Consider the following 16,322-nt stretch of genomic DNA (forward strand, 5'->3'; position numbering starts at 1 on the left):
TGACCAGGCCAAGGATTGCGTGGCGCCCGACCCAACGCCCGGGTGCCCTGAGATACACCGGCCGCACCGATTTGCGAGTGCGCAGTCAGCGACAGAGCAGCTATCGCGCGCCAATGCAGGGATGCGCACTGGCGCCTTCCAACACTTCACGCCTACGCAAAGCGCTGCACACTAGTGCGATGTCAGCATCCCGTTCCGGCGCCACCGCGCCCGCCGCACCCCGTGCCGGCCCCACCCTGCGCGAGCGCTTGAATGCGTTGCGTAACCTGCCACCGTTTCTGCGCCAGATCTGGCAGACCAGCCGCTGGCTGAGCGCCAGCAGCATCGGCCTGCGCGTGCTGCGCGCGTTGATGCCGGTGGCTTCGCTGTATATCGGCAAATTGATCATCGACGAGGCGATCCATCTGGTTGGCCAACCGCCGGCCTTCGATTCGCTGACCCAGGCGCTGAGCAGCGGACGTCTGAACCGGCTGCTGGAATTGCTGGCGCTGGAACTGGCGCTGGCGATCGGCTCGGACCTGCTCGGCCGGCTGGTCGGCTACGCCGATGCGCTGCTGTCGGAGTTGTTCAACAACGCCGCCAGCGTGCGCCTGATGGAACACGCCGCGCAGCTGGACCTGGAGGACTTCGAAGACCCCGACCGGCAGGACAAGCTGGATCGCGCGCGGCGCCAGACCATGAACCGCATGAACCTGATGAGCCAGTTGTTCGGCCAGGTGCAGGACGCCATTACCGTGGTCAGCCTGGCGGTGGGTCTGGTGGTGTATGCGCCATGGTTGATCCTGCTGCTGGCGATCGCCCTGATCCCGGCCTTCATCGGCGAGGCGCATTTCAATGCGCTGGGCTACTCGCTCAACTTCCAGTGGACGCCGGAGCGGCGCCAGCTCGATTACCTGCGCCAGGTCGGCGCCAGCGTCGAGACCGCAAAAGAAGTCAAGATCCTCAACCTGCACCGCTTTTTGATCGCACGCTATCGCCGGCTGGCCGACAAGTTCTTCCAGGCCAATCGCGCATTGGCGCGCAAGCGTGCGTTGTGGGGCGCGCTACTGGCTGCGCTGGGCACCTTGGGCTATTACATGGCCTATGGCTATATCGCCTGGCGCACCGTGCGCGGCGATTTCAGCATCGGCGATCTGACCTTTCTGGCCGGCAGTTTCCTGCGCCTGCGCCAGTTGCTGGAAGGCCTGCTGATCGGGTTTTCGCAGGTCGCCGGGCAGGCCTTGTATCTGGACGATCTGTATTCGTTCTTCAACATCGTGCCGGAAATCCGCTCGCGCCCGAATGCGCTGCCGGTGCCGCGACCGATCCGCCAGGGCTTCGTGTTCGAGGATGTGGGTTTTCGCTATCCGGATGCCGAACAATGGACCGTGCGGCACCTGGATTTCGAGCTACGGGCGGGCGAAGTGCTGGCGCTGGTCGGCGAAAACGGCGCCGGCAAGACCACCCTGGTCAAGCTGCTGGCGCGGCTGTACGACCCGGACGAAGGCCGCATCCTGCTCGATGGGCAGGACCTGCGCGATTACGATCTGGACGATCTGCGCGCCAACCTGGGCGTGATCTTTCAGGACTTCGTGCGCTACCACCTGAGCGTGGGCGAGAACATTGGCGTCGGCCAGGTCGATGCCATGGGCGATGCACCGCGCATCCGCGCCGCCGCCCAGCGCGCGATGGCCGGCGAGCTCATCGACAGCCTGCCCGATGGCTACGATCAATTGATCGGCCGACGCTTCAAGAACAGCGTGGATCTGTCCGGCGGGCAATGGCAGAAGATCGCCATCGCACGCGCCTACATGCGCGATGCGCAGCTGATGATCCTGGACGAACCCACCGCCGCACTGGATGCACGCAGCGAGTTCGAGGTATTCCAGCGTTTCAAGGAATTGTCGGACAACCGCACTGCGGTGCTGATCTCGCACCGCTTCTCCAGCGTGCGCATGGCCGACCGCATCCTGGTGCTGGCCGCTGGCCGCATCGAGGCCAACGGCACGCATGCGGAGTTGATGGCGCAGGGAGGCCGGTATGCGGAGTTGTTCGAGCTGCAGGCGGCGGGGTATCGGTGAGGCGGGGATTCGGGATTCGGGATTGGAGATTTGGGATTGGCCTGAGCTGCCGGTCCATCGCGGGCCCGAGAACGTCCAGGCCCCAAGGATCCGCTCTTGCGAATCACCAATCCCGACTCCCGAATCCCGGCCACCTAAATGAGAGTTCATCTCATTTGACCGGCTTGAGGTAGAATTGGCAGGTACTCTTCCCACGACACTCACCGGCATGTCTTCCGCTTTCGGCGCCCAAACGGTGCTCGAGGTCCGTCACTGGACCGACGCCTACTTCAGCTTCACCACGACCCGCGATGCCGGTTTCCGTTTCGAGAACGGCCAATTCGTGATGATCGGCCTGGAAACCGAGACGCGCCCGTTGCTGCGTGCGTACTCGATTGCCAGCGCCAACTGGGAAGAGCATCTGGAGTTCTTCAGCATCAAGGTGCCGGACGGCCCGCTGACCTCGCGGCTGCAGCACATCAAACCGGGCGATCAGGTGCTGGTCGGCAAGAAGCCCACCGGCACGCTGCTGATCAGCGATCTGCACCCTGGGCGCAACCTGTACCTGCTGGGCACCGGCACCGGCCTGGCGCCGTGGCTGTCGGTAATCAAGGATCCGGAAACCTACGAACGCTTTGACAAGGTGATCCTGACCCAGGGCGTGCGGTTTGTGCAGGATCTGGCCTACCGCGACTATTTCGAGCGCGAGCTGCCGCAGCATGAGTTTCTCGGCGACCTCCTGCGCGACAAGTTGCTGTACTACCCGGCGGTGACGCGCGAAGCATTCACCAACCAGGGCCGCCTGACCGAGCTGATGGAAGACGGCCGCATGCAGCAGACGCTGGGCTTGCCGCCGCTGGATCCGGCCAACGACCGCTTCATGATCTGCGGCAGCCCGCAGATGCTGGCTGACCTGCGCAACGTGCTGGATGCGCGCGGCTTCGAAACCTCGCCACGCATCGGCACGCCGGGGCATTACGTCTTCGAGCGCGCGTTCGTCGAGAAGTGATGCGGCGCGCGGAGTAGCCGCCACCGCACCGTCGTAGGAGCGCACCTGGGCGCGATGAAGCAGTCCCGGTAACGCTTCATACTTGGCGTACGCCTCACATCATCGGTAACGCTTCATCGCGCCCGGGTGCGCTCCTACGATCCAGGCGCGTTCAAAAGTTAGGCGTGCGTTTGCGCGCCCAGCGCGCGCTCGATATCTGCAGCCAACGCTTCCGGCTTGGTGGTCGGCGCATAACGCTCCAACACGCGGCCATCGCGCCCGATCAGGAACTTGGTGAAATTCCACTTGATCGCCTCCGAACCCAGGACGCCGCGTTGTTCGTGCTTGAGGTGCTGCCACAGCGGATGCGCGCCACTGCCATTGACCTCGATCTTCTCGGCCAGCGGAAAATCCACCGAATAATCGAGCGAGCAGAACTGGCGGATCTGCGCCGCATCGCCCGGCTCCTGATGGCCGAACTGATCGCACGGGAATCCGATCACCACCAAGCCACGTTCGCGATAGCGCTGCCACAGCGCCTGCAGGCCTGCGTATTGCGGGGTAAAGCCGCATTTCGAAGCGACATTGACCACCAGCAGCACCTTGCCGGCATAGTCGCGCATCGACTGCGTGCGACCGTCCAGGTCGGTGAATTCGAACGTGGAGATGTCGCTCATGGCGTGCTCGGATGCTCAGGGAAACTGCAGCGTAGCCCAGCTGTCGACATTGCGGCACTGCATCGCACTGCGCGTGCTCAGCACGCGCGCGCCAGCAGAAAGGCGCGACAGATCGACGCTCTGTTGGGGCCATCCCCACATTTCATCCAATGTCACCGAATCATTGTTGGCGCCGCAGGTGAAACGCCAGGCGGCCCCACAAACGAACGAGACCCAAGCGAGCCATCATTAGACCAGCCCAGATGGTGCACCTCGCCGCAGCGTTTGACTACGGCATTTCACGGTAACGCAGCGTCTTGTGAGTCGCGGTCCAGCGGCGCCAGCTAACGGCAGAGCCCGCGTGCACTGCCGCCGGCCAGCTGGTCGAGCTCGGCCTTGTCCACCGGCGACGTTCGCGGATTGGCTACACGATGACCCTATAGCCATGCCTTTTGTCACACGCCTGTCCGACCCGGCTGGGTTAGCCTCGGGGGTTCGCACTTTGGAGCCACTCTCTTGACCACCCGTCTCGCCTTTGCCCTGGCCGCTTCCCTGGGACTCGCCATGCCGTCCTACAGCATCGCCGCACCTGCCGCCACGCAGGCCGCCACCCAAGCCAACCCCTTTTTTGCCGACAGCACGTTGCCGCTGCACTACCCGCAGTTCGACAAGATCACCGACAGCGATTTTGCTCCCGCCTTCGACGCCGGCATGGCCGAGCAGTTGAAGGAAGTGGAAAAGATCGCCAACCAGAAGGCCAAGCCGAGCTTCGACAACACCATCATTGCGCTGGAAAAAAGCGGCGCCACGCTCGATCGCGCCACCACGGTGTTCTTCAACCTGGTCGGTGCCGACACCAACGATGCGCGCAAGAAACTGCAGGCCGATTATTCGGCGAAATTCGCCGCGCACCGCGACGCGATCTCGCTCAATAGCAAGCTGTTTGCACGCATCCAGACCTTGTACGACCAACGCAGCAAGCTGGGCCTGGATGCGCAAGGCCTGCGCCTGGTCGAGAAGTACCACAGCGACTTCGTGCGCGATGGCGCCAAGCTCTCCGATGCCGACAAGACCACGCTCAAGGCGATGAATGCCGAGCTGGCCAACCTGGGCACCACCTTCAGCCAGAACGTGCTGGCCGAAGTGAATGCCGCCGCCGTCGTCGTCGATGACGTCAAGCAGCTCGATGGCCTGTCAGACGAGCAGATTGCCTCCGCCGCCGAAGCCGCCAAGGCGCGCAAGCTCGACGGCAAGTACGTGATTGCGCTGCTCAACACCACCGGCCAGCCGCCGCTGACCCAGCTGAAGAATCGCGAACTGCGCAAGAAGATCTACGACGCTTCGGTGTCGCGTGGCAGCCACGGCGGCCAGTACGACAACACCGCGCTGGTCGCACGCATCATGAAGCTGCGCGCCGACAAGGCCAAGCTGCTCGGCTTCCCCACCTACGCCGCCTATTCGCTGGAAAACCAGACCGCCAAGACCCCGGAAGCGGTCAACGCGATGTTGGGCAAGCTGGCACCGGCCGCAGTAGCCAACGCCAAGCGCGAAGCGGCCGATCTGCAGGCGATGATCGACAAGGAACAAAATGCCGCACGCAAGCCCACCTTCAAGCTCGAAGCATGGGATTGGGCCTACTACAGCGAGAAGGTGCGCCAGGCCAAGTACAACTTCGACGAGTCGCAGCTCAAGCCGTATTTCGAGCTGAAGAACGTGCTGGAAAACGGCGTGTTCTATGCGGCCAATCAGGAATACGGCCTGACCTTCAAGCAGCGCACCGACCTGCCCACCTATCGCGACGACATCACCGTCTACGACGTGTTCGATGCCGACGGCAAGCAGCTGGCGATCTTCATCGCCGACATGTACGCACGCGAATCCAAGCGCGGCGGCGCGTGGATGAACTCGTATGTATCGCAATCGGATCTGACCGGTTTCAAGCCGGTGGTGGCCAATCACCTCAACATTCCCAAACCGCCGGCCGGCCAGCCCACGTTGCTGACCTGGGATGAAGTGACCACCATGTTCCATGAGTTCGGCCATGCGCTGCACGGCATGTTCTCGGACGTCAAATACCCGTATTTCTCCGGCACCAGCGTGCCGCGCGACTTCGTCGAGTTCCCCTCGCAGGTCAACGAAATGTGGGCCGATGAGCCGACCATCCTCAAGAACTACGCCAAGCATTACCAGAACGGCACGCCGATGCCGCAGGCGCTGCTGGACAAGGTGATTGCGGCCTCCAAGTTCAACCAGGGCTTTGCCACCACCGAGTATCTGGGTGCGGCGATGCTGGATCAGAACTGGCACCAACTCAGCGCCAACCAGGTGCCCGACGCAGCCGGCGTGATGGCCTTCGAAGCCAAGGCGCTGCAGCAGGACGGCATTGCCTACGCACCGGTGCCGCCGCGCTACAAGACCCCGTATTTCAGCCACATCATGGGCGGTTATGCGGCCGGCTATTACGCCTACATCTGGTCCGAAGTGCTGGATGCCAACACCCAGCAGTGGTTCAAGCAGCATGGCGGGCTGAGCCGCACCAATGGCGATCGGTTTCGCCAGACCCTGCTCGCGCGCGGTGGCAGCGTGGATGCGATGGAGCTGTTCCAGAACTTCGCCGGGCATGCGCCGCAGATCGAGCCCCTGCTCGAAAAGCGCGGCCTGAGCGCGCAAGGCGGCGATGGCGCTACGCCGGAAGCACCGCAGTCCAAGCCGTAATCGGACTTGCGAAAATCAAGACGCCGCCCGGAGCGATCCGGGCGGCGTTTTCATGTGTGCGATGGCGCGTGTGGCGGGGCAGATCCGTATCGATCAGAGCTCGACCGCGTCCACACCATCGAGCAGTTTTCTCAGCAATTTCTCCAGGCGCACCTGCTCGGCTTCGCTCATGCCGGCAGTTTCTGCATTTAACAACGTGCAGGCATCGGGAAGTAGATTCTTGATCAAGGCCAGGCCTGCAGGCTGCAGCGTCAGCACGATCTTGCGCCGGTCGTCGGGGCTGCTGCCGCGCGCGATCAGTCCCTTTTCGCAGAGCTGATCGGTGAGCCGGGTGATGTTGGCCGGCTTCTCGCTGGCCGCTTCGGCCACTTCGGTAGGCGTGATGGCCTGCTCCGGCGTGCCGTAGAGCATCATCAGAATTTCGTATTCCGGTGGACTGATTCCGTAAGGCTTCAGCCGCACGGAGCCCTGCGTATGCAATCGCTTGTAGAGATGCTTGATCAACCTCACCAGGACAGCCGGCTCCCGCGGGAACGCCGGGTAACGCACGCAAGTGTGGTCCACGCGACTTGCGGTTGGATCGAAACTGCTCATATCACCCGTTCGATTACATTACTGAATGGCCAAGCCATTCAATCACATCATCTGCGGGGTGACATCTCAGCGAGCGAAGAGATGTACATATTCCGGCGCGATCCACGGTAACAATGTGGCTGCCGAGACCTGCGCTATCTGCGTGCCATCCGAGTATGGTCCCACCTGATACGGCGGAAACACGAAGCGCAGCGCAGCGATCTGCCCGGCAGGATTGAGCACCGGCACGAACTGGGCAAAGTTGTCGACCTGTGCCGCCGTGCCTTCGGCAATCATGCGGTCTGCCGAGGCGACCTGCTCGGCCTGATCCTCGACCGGCACGCGATCGGCTTCCACACGCTGGGCGGCGGCATTGTGCAACTGCGCGGCGACCTCGCGTGCGATCTTTTCCCAGCCCGCCGGGTCGGGAATCAGCGCCTGCGCCGTCAGTTGCTTGCGCTCCTTGACCAACCACACGAAGCGCGCCACCAGCGGCTCGCCGTGCGCACCGCCGGTGTAGCGGCTGCCATCGGCAGATACCACGATCAGGTCGGCGGTCTGCAGCACGGTCTCGAATGCCAGCGACAGCTCGTAAGGCGCGGCCGGTTTGTCGTTGCCAAGACCAGCGACGGCCTCCATCAATTCGGCACGCGCATCCTGTGAATAGCTGCGGATCAGTGCGGCCAGTTCCGGGTACGCGTCCAACCCGCGCGGATAGCTGATGCCGACCATGTAGGCAGGCGCATGCTCGATCACATCTTCCAATGGGCCACTCTGCACGACGACGGGCTCCGGAGGCGGCATCGCCTGCGCTGTTGCGTCCGCTGCCGGCTCCGTCGTTTCTGCCGTTGTAGGTGCGCGCTGTGTACACCCTGCCAGCAGAGCCAGCATCAGCACGCCCCGCATTCCATTCACTGCAAACAACCGCCCCATCCCACCTGCCCCTCATCGAAGTCACGCTGCAAAGACACGCTGCCGGCGATCAGGCCAGCAGATCCTGAAACTGTTGATGCCGACGTACATACGCCTCGGCGTAGCTGCACTCGGGTACGACCTTCCACCCCGCCTGGCGCGCGTAATGCAAAGCGGCCTCGACCAGCACTGCGGCAATGCCGCGTCCACCGATCGCGTCCGGCACATGCGTATGCGTGATGGTCATGCGCTCGCCTTCGCGCCGGTAGGCCAGCTCGGCGTGATGTCCATCGGTGTCTACGCTGAAACGTTGCTGGGTTGGATCGTGTTCTGCGTGCACTGTCGCCGCCTCCATCGTGGTCTGCGCCCGGCAGTGTGTGGTGGTGAGTGTGACCAGCGCGGCGCCGCGCCTGCGTGAAAATGAATCGATGCTGTGACTCGCAGCCCAGCTTGCCGAACGCGCTCTTAAGTTCGCTCGCAAAACGCCGATAGCTCAGCCAAGGGCATTGGCTGTTTCTGGTCTGTTGACCGTCTGCCGAGGTCCTCGCCTTACCTACGAGGAGTCACCGCATGAACAACGATTCGGCAGGACACAGCACAGACAGCGATAGCTCGTTGCTGGAGGGCTTGTTCCAGTTCGCCATCAATGGCGATACCCACAACCCGGACTTCGCGCAGCTCAACGATACGGTGTACGAGCGCTTGCAGCAGGCCTACGGCAGCACTGCCGTTGCCGACCAGGAACGCAACGCGGCCTGAGCCACGCGTCGCGTTAACCGCCAGGGCCAATCGCATCAATGGCCCTGGCCGGTTGCCTCAGGCAACCCAGCCATCACGATTTCCGATCACCGCCGCGCCGCCTGACGGCCACGCCGTCCTTCGGCAATCCGGCTCAATCGACGCGCTCAACCGACGCGCTTATCCGAAGCGCGGATTGGACAGCTGCTCCAGAAACACCTGCCACACCCGCGGCTCCATGATCAGCATGAACATCACACCGAAGGCCGCACCGGCCAGATGCGCGCTGTGGTTGATGCGATCGCCGCCACGGCGGTCCATCCACAGGCTGTAGCCCACGTAGAACACCGCATAGATGATCGCCGGCGCCGGAATGAACAGCACCAGGATGATCGTCCACGGCTTGAGCAGGATGAAGGCGAACAACACCGCCGACACCGCGCCGGAAGCGCCCAGGCTGAGGTAATTGGGGTTCTTCTGATTCTTCAGATAGCTGGGCAGGATCGACACCACCAGCGCGCTCAGATAGAACAGCGGATAGGTCAGCACGCTGCCGCTCAGCCGCGTCATCACGTCTTCGATGTACCGGCCGAAGAAGAACAGCGTGATCATGTTGAAGACCAGATGGCCCAGGTCGGCATGGATGAAGCCGTAGGTCACCAGGCGGTCGTATTGCTTTTGCTTGTCCAGCGCCGGCGGCCACAGCACCAGCCGGTCGGCCAGCTTGCGGTTGTTGAACGCCATCCACGAGACGATGCCGGTGATGGCGATCAGGATCAAGGTAATCATGCGGACCTCAGGCAGAACGGTAATTGTCGACCATGCGATACCGGCGTGCGTACAGGCCGAAGGCCAGTGCCGCCAGAAACGCGAAGGCCGCGAAGAAGAACATCAAAAATGCCGCTTCGCTGAGCCCAGTATCGGCGATATGTGCGGTCACCGTCTCGTTACGCACCGCCACGTTCGACAACAGCACCCATAGATTGCCCACCGTGGTGGTCAGGTACCAGAAGCTCATCACCACGCCCTTCATCGACGGCGGCGCCTGGCTGTAGGCGAACTCGATACCGGTGGCCGACACCAGCACCTCGCCGAAGGTCAGCAGCGCATAGGGCAGGATCTGCCAGGCGATATGCATCGGCTCGCCGCCGTCCATGCCGATCTGGATGGCGCCGACCGCGATCCAGGCCAGGCCGCCGAAGGCGATGCCGCAGGTCATGCGGCGCAGCGCGGTGGGCTCCCAGCCGCCACGCCGCAGCAGCGGGTACAGCACCAGATTGTTGAACGGGATCAGCAGCATCACCAGCAGCGGATTGAGCGCCTGCATCTGCGAGGCAGTGAACCAGGCCGGCATGGTCATCTCGCGCCCCTGCAGGACCCAGGTCGAGGCCTTCTGGTCGAACAGCGAGAAGAACGGCGTCACCAGCGCGAAGATCACCAGCACCCGCAGCAACGCACGCACGCCTTCGACCGCCGTATCGGGATGGATGCCGCGCGCACGCTCCAGCTGCCACCAGGTGCCGCCACCGATGCCCGCCAGCAGCAACACCAGCGCCATGCACAGGCAGATGACGATGCCGAGCTGTTCGACCAGCGCGAAGCAGGCCAGCGCCAGCAGTACCGACACCACTGCCAGCATCAGGCCGGGACGGCCCTGCCCCGGCGCATGCGCCAGCAAGGCGGTGCGCATCACCGCACCGAAGCCGTGCGGATCCTTCGGTGGCAGCGGCACCCGCACATAGCGCTTGCGGCCCAGCCAGAACACCAGCGTGGCCACGAACATCAGGATGCCGGGAATGCCGAACGCCCATGCCGGACCCAGATGTTTCAGCGCCAGCGGAATCAGCAACGAGGCGAACAACGAGCCGAAGTTGATGATCCAGTAGAAGGCGTCGAACACCACCTTGGCCCGGTGCTTGTTGGACTGGTCGAACTGGTCGCCCATGAACGAGGCAACCAGCGGCTTGATCCCGCCCGCGCCCAATGCGATCAGCCCCAGCCCGACGAAAAATCCGCTGCGGCTGCCTTCGAACAGCGCCAGGCAGGCATGGCCGGCGCAATACACCAGGCTGAACCACAAAATGGTGTTGTATTTGCCGAAGAAACGATCGGCCAACCAGCCACCGAGCAGCGGGAAGAAATACACCCCGATCATGAAGCTGTGCAGGATGTGCTTGGCCTCCGCCTCGCGGCCGGGTCCGCCGACTTCCTGCAGCAGCAGCGAGGTGATCAGGAACTGCACCAGGATGTTGCGCATCCCGTAGAAGCTGAAGCGCTCGCAGGCCTCGTTGCCGATGATGAAAGGAATCTGGCGCGGCAACCGCGCGCCGGCAGTAGAGCCCGGCAAGGTGGAAGTGGTCAAAGGCAGTCCGGTCGAGCAGAAAACACGCGCTATCGTACCGGCGGCTGCGGGTTGGCCGCCATCGCGACCATTGGATAAGGCTTTCGGTGTAGGACGTTGCATGCGTCGACCCCGCTGCGGCCGTTGCTACGGTCGTAGCTCGGTTCGGAAAGTCGTTCGGCCAGGCGCATGCTGAAAAACACGTATCGAACCCCGCTGCCAAGCCGATCACACGCAAGTCATGACGCAGTGCAGATTGGCCTGCTGCGCCTGCTCGGCTACATTGCAAACGTTTTCCTGGAACACTGGACCGCTGGATGCCCCGCTTCACCCGTCTGGCCCTGAGCCTGTTGCTGCTGACCACCGCCCCTGCCGCACTGGCCGCCGAACCGCTGACTACCCAGGCCGAGCGCAGCGGCTTTGCGCAAACCGGACGCTACGATGAAGTCATCGCGCTATGCGATGCCTTCGCGCAGCGCTATCCGCAGGCGGTGCGCTGCATCGAGTTCGGCACCACCCCGGAAGGCCGGCCGATGAAGGCGCTGATCGTTTCCACCAGCGGCGCGCTGGATGCGGCCAGTGCCGCGCAGCGCAAGTTGCCGGTGGTGCTGGTGCAAGGCGGCATCCATGCCGGCGAGATCGACGGCAAAGATGCGGGCTTTCTGGCGCTGCGCGAGTTGCTGGACGGCAAGGCCGGCAAGGGCGTGCTCGACAAACTGGTGTGGGTATTTGTGCCGGTGTTCAACGTCGACGGCCACGAGCGCTTCGGCGCCTGGAACCGCCCCAATCAACGTGGCCCCGAACAGATGGGCTGGCGCACCACCGCGCAGAACCTCAATCTCAATCGCGACTACCTCAAGGCCGACGCACCGGAAATGCAGGCGATGCTGCGGCTGGTGCAGCAGTGGGATCCGCTGATGTATGTGGACCTGCATGTCACCGATGGCGCCAAGTTCGAACACGATGTCTCGGTGCAGGTGGAACCGGTGCATGCCGGCGATGCCATGCTGCAACGCGACGGCACGCGCTGGCGCGATGCGGTGATTGCCGATCTGGCCAAACAGGGCTCGCTGCCGCTGCCGTATTACCCCTCGTTCGTGCACGAAGACGACCCGACCTCCGGGTTTGCCGACGACGTGTCGCCGCCGCGTTTTTCGCATGGCTATTTCCTGCTGCGCAACCGCTTCGGCATGCTGGTGGAAACGCATTCGTGGAAGACCTACCCGGTGCGTGTGCGCGTCACCCGCAACGCGATCGTGTCGGTGCTGCAGCAGACCGCGCGCAACGGTACGAAGTGGCGCGCGGATGCGCTGGCGGCCGATCAGCGTGCCGCCAAACTGGCTGGCGAAATGGAGCCGTTGAGCTTCGCTGCCGGCCCGGGCGCACGCACTGTTGCCTTCCGCGGCTACGCCTACACGCGCACGCCTTCGCCGATTTCCGGCGCGTTGATGACGCGCTACGACGAGACCAGACCACAGATCTGGAAGGTGCCGTTACGCGATCAGATCACCCCCGACGTGGTGGTCGACGCGCCACGCGGCGGCTATCTGGTACCTGCCGCGCAGGCCGCGCTGGTGGCGGAAAAACTACGCCTGCACGGCATCGCCTTCGACACCATCGCCACTGCTGGCGAGTATCCGGTGCAGAGCTTCCGTGCCGACAAGGCAACGTTTGCCGCACGCTCCAACGAAGGCCATCAAAACCTGGAAATCGCCGGCCAATGGCGCGATGAAACCCGCAGCGTGCCGGCCGGCTCGTTGTTCGTCCCGATCGCCCAGGCCAGGTCGCGCCTGGTGATGGCGATGCTGGAGCCGCAGGCACCGGATTCGCTACTGCAATGGGGTCTGTTCAACACCGCATTCGAGCGCAAGGAATACATGGAGGATTACGTCGCCGAGGACGTCGCCCGCGACATGCTCGAGCGCGACCCGGCAGTGAAGGCGCAATTCGAACAACGCCTGGCCAGCGATGCCGCCTTCGCCGCCGACCCGAAAGCACGCCTGGAATTCTTCGCCCGCCTGCATTCCTCCTGGGACGAACGCTACCGCTTGTATCCGGTGTTGCGCACGGCACAGACGCAGTTCTGATGCCGCGTCCGATTACGGCAACCCCCTGATTCGGCGCGCACGCGCGCCATTCGAACTTGGGCACTGCGGTGCCCTCCCCTGATTGCAACCGCACCACAAGGACCACCCGTGCCACACCCTCATATGAAAACGTTTACACGCGCCACGCCGCGCCGTCTCGCGCTCGCCATTGCACTCGGCATGAGCGTCGCGTTTGCCGCCCCGCTCAGCGCACAACCCGCCGCTGCAGCGCAGCCGTGGATGGATACCGCCTTGACTGCAGATCAGCGCGCCGACCGCCTGCTCGCGCAGATGAGCGAAGACGAAAAATTCCAGATGCTGCGCAGCTACTTCGGCCTGGGCACCGACAAAATTCCCAAGCCCGAGGGCGCGCTGGGCTCGGCCGGCTACGTGCCCGGCATTCCACGCCTGGGCATCCCGGCGCAGCAGCTGGCCGACGCCGGCGTGGGCGTGACCAATCCCGGCGGCATCCGCAAGGGCGACTTTGCCACCGCGATGCCATCCGGTCCGTCCACGGCATCGAGCTGGAATCCGCAACTGGCCTATGCCGGCGGCAAGACCATGGGCCGCGAATCCTGGCAGCAGGGCTTCAACGTGCTGCTGGCCGGCAGCGTCAACCTGCAGCGCGACCCGCGCAACGGGCGCAATTTCGAATATGCCGGCGAAGACCCGCTGCTGGCCGGCACCATGGTTGGCGAATCGATTCGTGGCGTGCAGAGCGAGCACGTGCTGTCGACGATGAAGCACTTCGCGCTCAACGACATGGAAACGCGGCGCAACTTCCATAGCGCCGAGATCGGCGAGCAGGCGATGCACGAATCGGATCTGCTGGCATTCGAGATCGCGTTGAAGATCGGCGACCCCGCATCGGTGATGTGCTCCTACAACAAGATCAACGGCATCTACGGCTGCGAGCACGATTACCTGCTCAATCAGGTGCTCAAGCAGGAATGGAAATACCCCGGCTATGTGATGTCCGACTGGGGCGGCGTGCACAGCGGCTCCAAGGCGGCGCTGGCCGGGCTGGATCAGCAATCGGCCGGCGAAGTGTTCGATGCGGCGGTGTTCTTCGATGCCCCGCTGCGGATGGCGGTGTCGGCCGGCGTGGTGCCGCGCGCGCGCTTCGACGATATGGTCAAGCGCGTGCTGCGCAGCCTGTTCGCGCATGGCGCGTTCGATCACCCAACCCAGCGCCAACCGATCGACGGCAAGGCCGGGCTGCTGGCCGCGCAGCATGTCGCCGAAGAAGGAAGCGTGCTGCTGCGCAACGAGCAGGCGACCCTGCCGTTGTCCAAGGACGTGCGCCGCATCGCGGTGATCGGTGGGTACGCCGACAAGGGCGTGATGTCCGGCGGCGGCTCCTCGCGGGTGGACTACACCATCAACGGCGGCAACGCCGTGCCCGGCCTCACCCCGACCACCTGGCCCGGCCCGGTGATCATCCATCCGTCCTCGCCGCTGCAGGCGCTGCGCGCCGCATTGCCGAACGTGCAGATCGATTATGTCGACGGCAAGGACCGCGCTGCCGCAGCACGCGCGGCCAAGGCCGCCGATGTGGCCATCGTGTTCGCCACCCAATGGGCCGCCGAATCGGTGGACCTGCCGGACATGCAACTGCCCGACAACCAGGACGCACTGATCGAAGCGGTGGCCAAGGCCAACCCCAAGACCACCGTGGTGCTGGAAACCAACGGCCCGGTGCGCATGCCGTGGGCCGAGCGCGTGCCGGCGGTGTTGCAGGCGTGGTATCCGGGCATCGGCGGAGGCGAGGCGATCGCCAACCTGCTGACAGGCGCCGTCAATCCGTCCGGCCATCTGCCGGTGACCTGGCCGGTGGACGAATCGCAGCTGCCGCGCCCGTCGATCCCGGGCCTGGGCTTCAAGCCGGCCAAGCCGGGCGAAGACAGCATCGACTACGCCATCGAAGGTGCCAATGTCGGCTACAAGTGGTTCGCCGCGCGCAAGCTGACCCCGCGTTACCCGTTCGGCCACGGCCTGTCGTACACCCAGTTCCGCATGGGCGGGCTGCGCGTGGAAGCCAACGGCAGCCAGCTCACGGCCAACTTCGAAGTGGAAAACATCGGCCAGCGCGACGGCGCCGCCGTGCCGCAGCTCTACCTCACCCTGCCCGACGGCCACGCCACCCCGCTGCGCCTGATCGGCTGGCAGAAGCTCACGCTCAAGCCGGGCGAAAAGCGCAACGTGCAGGTGATCGCCGAACCCAAGACGCTGGCCGACTTCGATGCCAAGGCGCGTCACTGGAACATCGCGGCCGGCACCTACCGCGTGCAGTTGGCGCGTTCGGCAAGCGAACCGGTGCAGAGTGCGGAAGTCACCTTGCAGGCGGCGCAGCTGCCGTAATCAGATCTCGCGGCGGACGTGCAATGCGCACGTCCGCCGCGCCGTCTTCTCACGTCGCCGGCAGGCGACAGCCACCACGAAGAATTTGTGCGAGATGCGTTGACAGCTTCGTGCGCAACTTGCACAATTCGCCCCCTGAGTCGCCCAGGTGGCGGAATTGGTAGACGCACTAGCTTCAGGTGCTAGCGGGGGCAACTTCGTGGAGGTTCGAGTCCTCTCCTGGGCACCACGACTCACGGTAGATCGTAAAAAACCTCGCTCAGGCGGGGTTTTTTGCGTTTGGTCCATACGATTGGACGATGGTCTGTCGGCATTGCTGAGCATGCCGATAGGCAGCGCTACAGGAATGCGCCACCAGTGACTTTCGACATGCGAACACGTATCACAGAGCGGGGCCATGCTGCCTACCGGTGCGCGTCCATCTCGCAAAGAATGCAGATCATTGTTTTCCAGGCAGGGCGGGCATGTTCTTGATGCTCTGCCTGATGCCGCTTGAATGGGCGAGATCTCCGTTTGCCTCATACGCCTCGGCAAGACTGCTCAGCGCATTGCTGGACGCAGGAAACAGCAGCACATTCGATGCAAACACGCGAATCGCCACATCTGCGCCGAGATTTGCCAGAACGGCATAGCCCGTCGTGTTGACCACACCCTTAGAATTGGATGCTGTTGTCGGCACGCAGTGCATCGACAAACACCTGCATGTCGTTATCAGCAGACGACTGCAGCGCGAAGGCGATGAGCTTCTCTGAAACAGCTTTTGCTGGTTGCTTTGAGAAGCGCTAAGCACACCGACCATCTTGATTGGTCCTTGCCCGCCCACCGGCGCGGGACCTTACGCGGCATGGATGCCGCGTAAGAGCCTTATCTGTTCGGATTCTGGCAGTTTAGGTGTCGAGAGCCGGCGTGGGC

General features: G+C 63.6%; 13 protein-coding genes and 1 tRNA gene. 7 read left to right on the forward strand and 7 right to left on the reverse strand.

Annotation, left to right across the window (positions count from 1 at the left end; translation table 11 throughout):
* The first annotated feature begins 179 nt into the window (after nt 1–179).
* Together XcyCFBP4188_RS14130 and XcyCFBP4188_RS14135 are read left to right on the forward strand one after the other, a co-directional pair.
* The gene (locus XcyCFBP4188_RS14130) at nt 180–2,060 is read left to right on the forward strand and encodes an ABC transporter ATP-binding protein (RefSeq protein ID WP_006450876.1); all 1,881 of its coding nucleotides are present in this window, start codon (nt 180–182) and stop codon (nt 2,058–2,060) included.
* Between the two features lie 208 nt (nt 2,061–2,268).
* Entirely contained in the window at nt 2,269–3,048 is a 780-nt protein-coding gene (locus tag XcyCFBP4188_RS14135; RefSeq protein WP_006450875.1) for a ferredoxin--NADP reductase, read from the forward strand.
* Between the two features lie 158 nt (nt 3,049–3,206).
* Here the strand turns inward: XcyCFBP4188_RS14135 and XcyCFBP4188_RS14140 are convergent, their stop codons facing one another.
* Nucleotides 3,207–3,704, reverse strand: a complete 498-nt coding sequence (locus XcyCFBP4188_RS14140; RefSeq protein WP_006450874.1) for a glutathione peroxidase — start codon at nt 3,702–3,704, stop codon at nt 3,207–3,209.
* A 495-nt stretch (nt 3,705–4,199) separates the two neighbouring features.
* Between XcyCFBP4188_RS14140 and XcyCFBP4188_RS14145 the strand changes: the two genes are divergently transcribed.
* Nucleotides 4,200–6,398, forward strand: coding sequence for a M3 family metallopeptidase (locus tag XcyCFBP4188_RS14145; RefSeq protein ID WP_174705845.1), 2,199 nt, complete (start codon nt 4,200–4,202; stop codon nt 6,396–6,398).
* Between the two features lie 93 nt (nt 6,399–6,491).
* Here the strand turns inward: XcyCFBP4188_RS14145 and XcyCFBP4188_RS14150 are convergent, their stop codons facing one another.
* From XcyCFBP4188_RS14150 to XcyCFBP4188_RS14160, 3 genes are all read right to left on the reverse strand, one after another.
* Nucleotides 6,492–6,992 carry a MarR family winged helix-turn-helix transcriptional regulator gene (locus XcyCFBP4188_RS14150; protein ID WP_006450872.1) on the reverse strand — a complete coding sequence of 167 codons (501 nt, stop codon included), beginning with the start codon at nt 6,990–6,992 and terminating at the stop codon, nt 6,492–6,494.
* 66 nt (nt 6,993–7,058) lie between these two features.
* The gene (locus XcyCFBP4188_RS14155; RefSeq protein ID WP_104592333.1) at nt 7,059–7,904 is read right to left on the reverse strand and encodes a DUF3298 and DUF4163 domain-containing protein; all 846 of its coding nucleotides are present in this window, start codon (nt 7,902–7,904) and stop codon (nt 7,059–7,061) included.
* Nucleotides 7,905–7,953: 49 nt separating this feature from the next.
* Entirely contained in the window at nt 7,954–8,238 is a 285-nt protein-coding gene (locus tag XcyCFBP4188_RS14160) for a GNAT family N-acetyltransferase (protein ID WP_006450870.1), read from the reverse strand.
* A gap of 215 nt (nt 8,239–8,453) precedes the next feature.
* Between XcyCFBP4188_RS14160 and XcyCFBP4188_RS14165 the strand changes: the two genes are divergently transcribed.
* Entirely contained in the window at nt 8,454–8,642 is a 189-nt protein-coding gene (locus XcyCFBP4188_RS14165) for a hypothetical protein (protein WP_006450869.1), read from the forward strand.
* Nucleotides 8,643–8,801: 159 nt separating this feature from the next.
* Here the strand turns inward: XcyCFBP4188_RS14165 and XcyCFBP4188_RS14170 are convergent, their stop codons facing one another.
* Nucleotides 8,802–9,410, reverse strand: coding sequence for a rhomboid family intramembrane serine protease (locus XcyCFBP4188_RS14170; protein ID WP_006450868.1), 609 nt, complete (start codon nt 9,408–9,410; stop codon nt 8,802–8,804).
* Nucleotides 9,411–9,417: 7 nt separating this feature from the next.
* Nucleotides 9,418–10,983 carry a POT-type proton-dependent oligopeptide transporter gene (locus XcyCFBP4188_RS14175; protein ID WP_043909084.1) on the reverse strand — a complete coding sequence of 522 codons (1,566 nt, stop codon included), beginning with the start codon at nt 10,981–10,983 and terminating at the stop codon, nt 9,418–9,420.
* A 296-nt stretch (nt 10,984–11,279) separates the two neighbouring features.
* On the opposite strand from XcyCFBP4188_RS14175, the gene XcyCFBP4188_RS14180 reads away from it, so the two are divergent.
* From XcyCFBP4188_RS14180 to XcyCFBP4188_RS14190, 3 genes are all read left to right on the forward strand, one after another.
* Nucleotides 11,280–13,049, forward strand: coding sequence for a M14 family metallopeptidase (locus XcyCFBP4188_RS14180; protein WP_006450866.1), 1,770 nt, complete (start codon nt 11,280–11,282; stop codon nt 13,047–13,049).
* A gap of 123 nt (nt 13,050–13,172) precedes the next feature.
* The gene (locus XcyCFBP4188_RS14185) at nt 13,173–15,410 is read left to right on the forward strand and encodes a beta-glucosidase family protein (protein ID WP_046932638.1); all 2,238 of its coding nucleotides are present in this window, start codon (nt 13,173–13,175) and stop codon (nt 15,408–15,410) included.
* Between the two features lie 142 nt (nt 15,411–15,552).
* Nucleotides 15,553–15,639: transfer RNA gene (locus XcyCFBP4188_RS14190), tRNA-Leu, on the forward strand.
* Between the two features lie 210 nt (nt 15,640–15,849).
* On the opposite strand, the gene XcyCFBP4188_RS14195 is transcribed toward XcyCFBP4188_RS14190, so the two are convergent.
* Nucleotides 15,850–16,098, reverse strand: a complete 249-nt coding sequence (locus XcyCFBP4188_RS14195) for a hypothetical protein (RefSeq protein ID WP_139051623.1) — start codon at nt 16,096–16,098, stop codon at nt 15,850–15,852.
* Nucleotides 16,099–16,322: the final 224 nt, after the last annotated feature.

The organism is Xanthomonas hortorum pv. cynarae (assembly GCF_002939985.1).
In the GTDB taxonomy this organism is placed as follows: domain Bacteria; phylum Pseudomonadota; class Gammaproteobacteria; order Xanthomonadales; family Xanthomonadaceae; genus Xanthomonas; species Xanthomonas hortorum_D.

Bases quoted from the DNA above. Each gene is read 5' to 3' on its own strand.
- XcyCFBP4188_RS14150 (WP_006450872.1), bottom strand. From the start codon at position 6,992: ATGAGCAGTTTCGATCCAACCGCAAGTCGCGTGGACCACACTTGCGTG.
- XcyCFBP4188_RS14155 (WP_104592333.1), bottom strand. From the start codon at position 7,904: ATGGGGCGGTTGTTTGCAGTGAATGGAATGCGGGGCGTGCTGATGCTG.
- XcyCFBP4188_RS14130 (WP_006450876.1), top strand. From the start codon at position 180: ATGTCAGCATCCCGTTCCGGCGCCACCGCGCCCGCCGCACCCCGTGCC.
- XcyCFBP4188_RS14140 (WP_006450874.1), bottom strand. From the start codon at position 3,704: ATGAGCGACATCTCCACGTTCGAATTCACCGACCTGGACGGTCGCACG.
- XcyCFBP4188_RS14165 (WP_006450869.1), top strand. From the start codon at position 8,454: ATGAACAACGATTCGGCAGGACACAGCACAGACAGCGATAGCTCGTTG.
- XcyCFBP4188_RS14170 (WP_006450868.1), bottom strand. From the start codon at position 9,410: ATGATTACCTTGATCCTGATCGCCATCACCGGCATCGTCTCGTGGATG.
- XcyCFBP4188_RS14185 (WP_046932638.1), top strand. From the start codon at position 13,173: ATGAAAACGTTTACACGCGCCACGCCGCGCCGTCTCGCGCTCGCCATT.
- XcyCFBP4188_RS14135 (WP_006450875.1), top strand. From the start codon at position 2,269: ATGTCTTCCGCTTTCGGCGCCCAAACGGTGCTCGAGGTCCGTCACTGG.
- XcyCFBP4188_RS14195 (WP_139051623.1), bottom strand. From the start codon at position 16,098: ATGCACTGCGTGCCGACAACAGCATCCAATTCTAAGGGTGTGGTCAAC.
- XcyCFBP4188_RS14180 (WP_006450866.1), top strand. From the start codon at position 11,280: ATGCCCCGCTTCACCCGTCTGGCCCTGAGCCTGTTGCTGCTGACCACC.
- XcyCFBP4188_RS14160 (WP_006450870.1), bottom strand. From the start codon at position 8,238: ATGGAGGCGGCGACAGTGCACGCAGAACACGATCCAACCCAGCAACGT.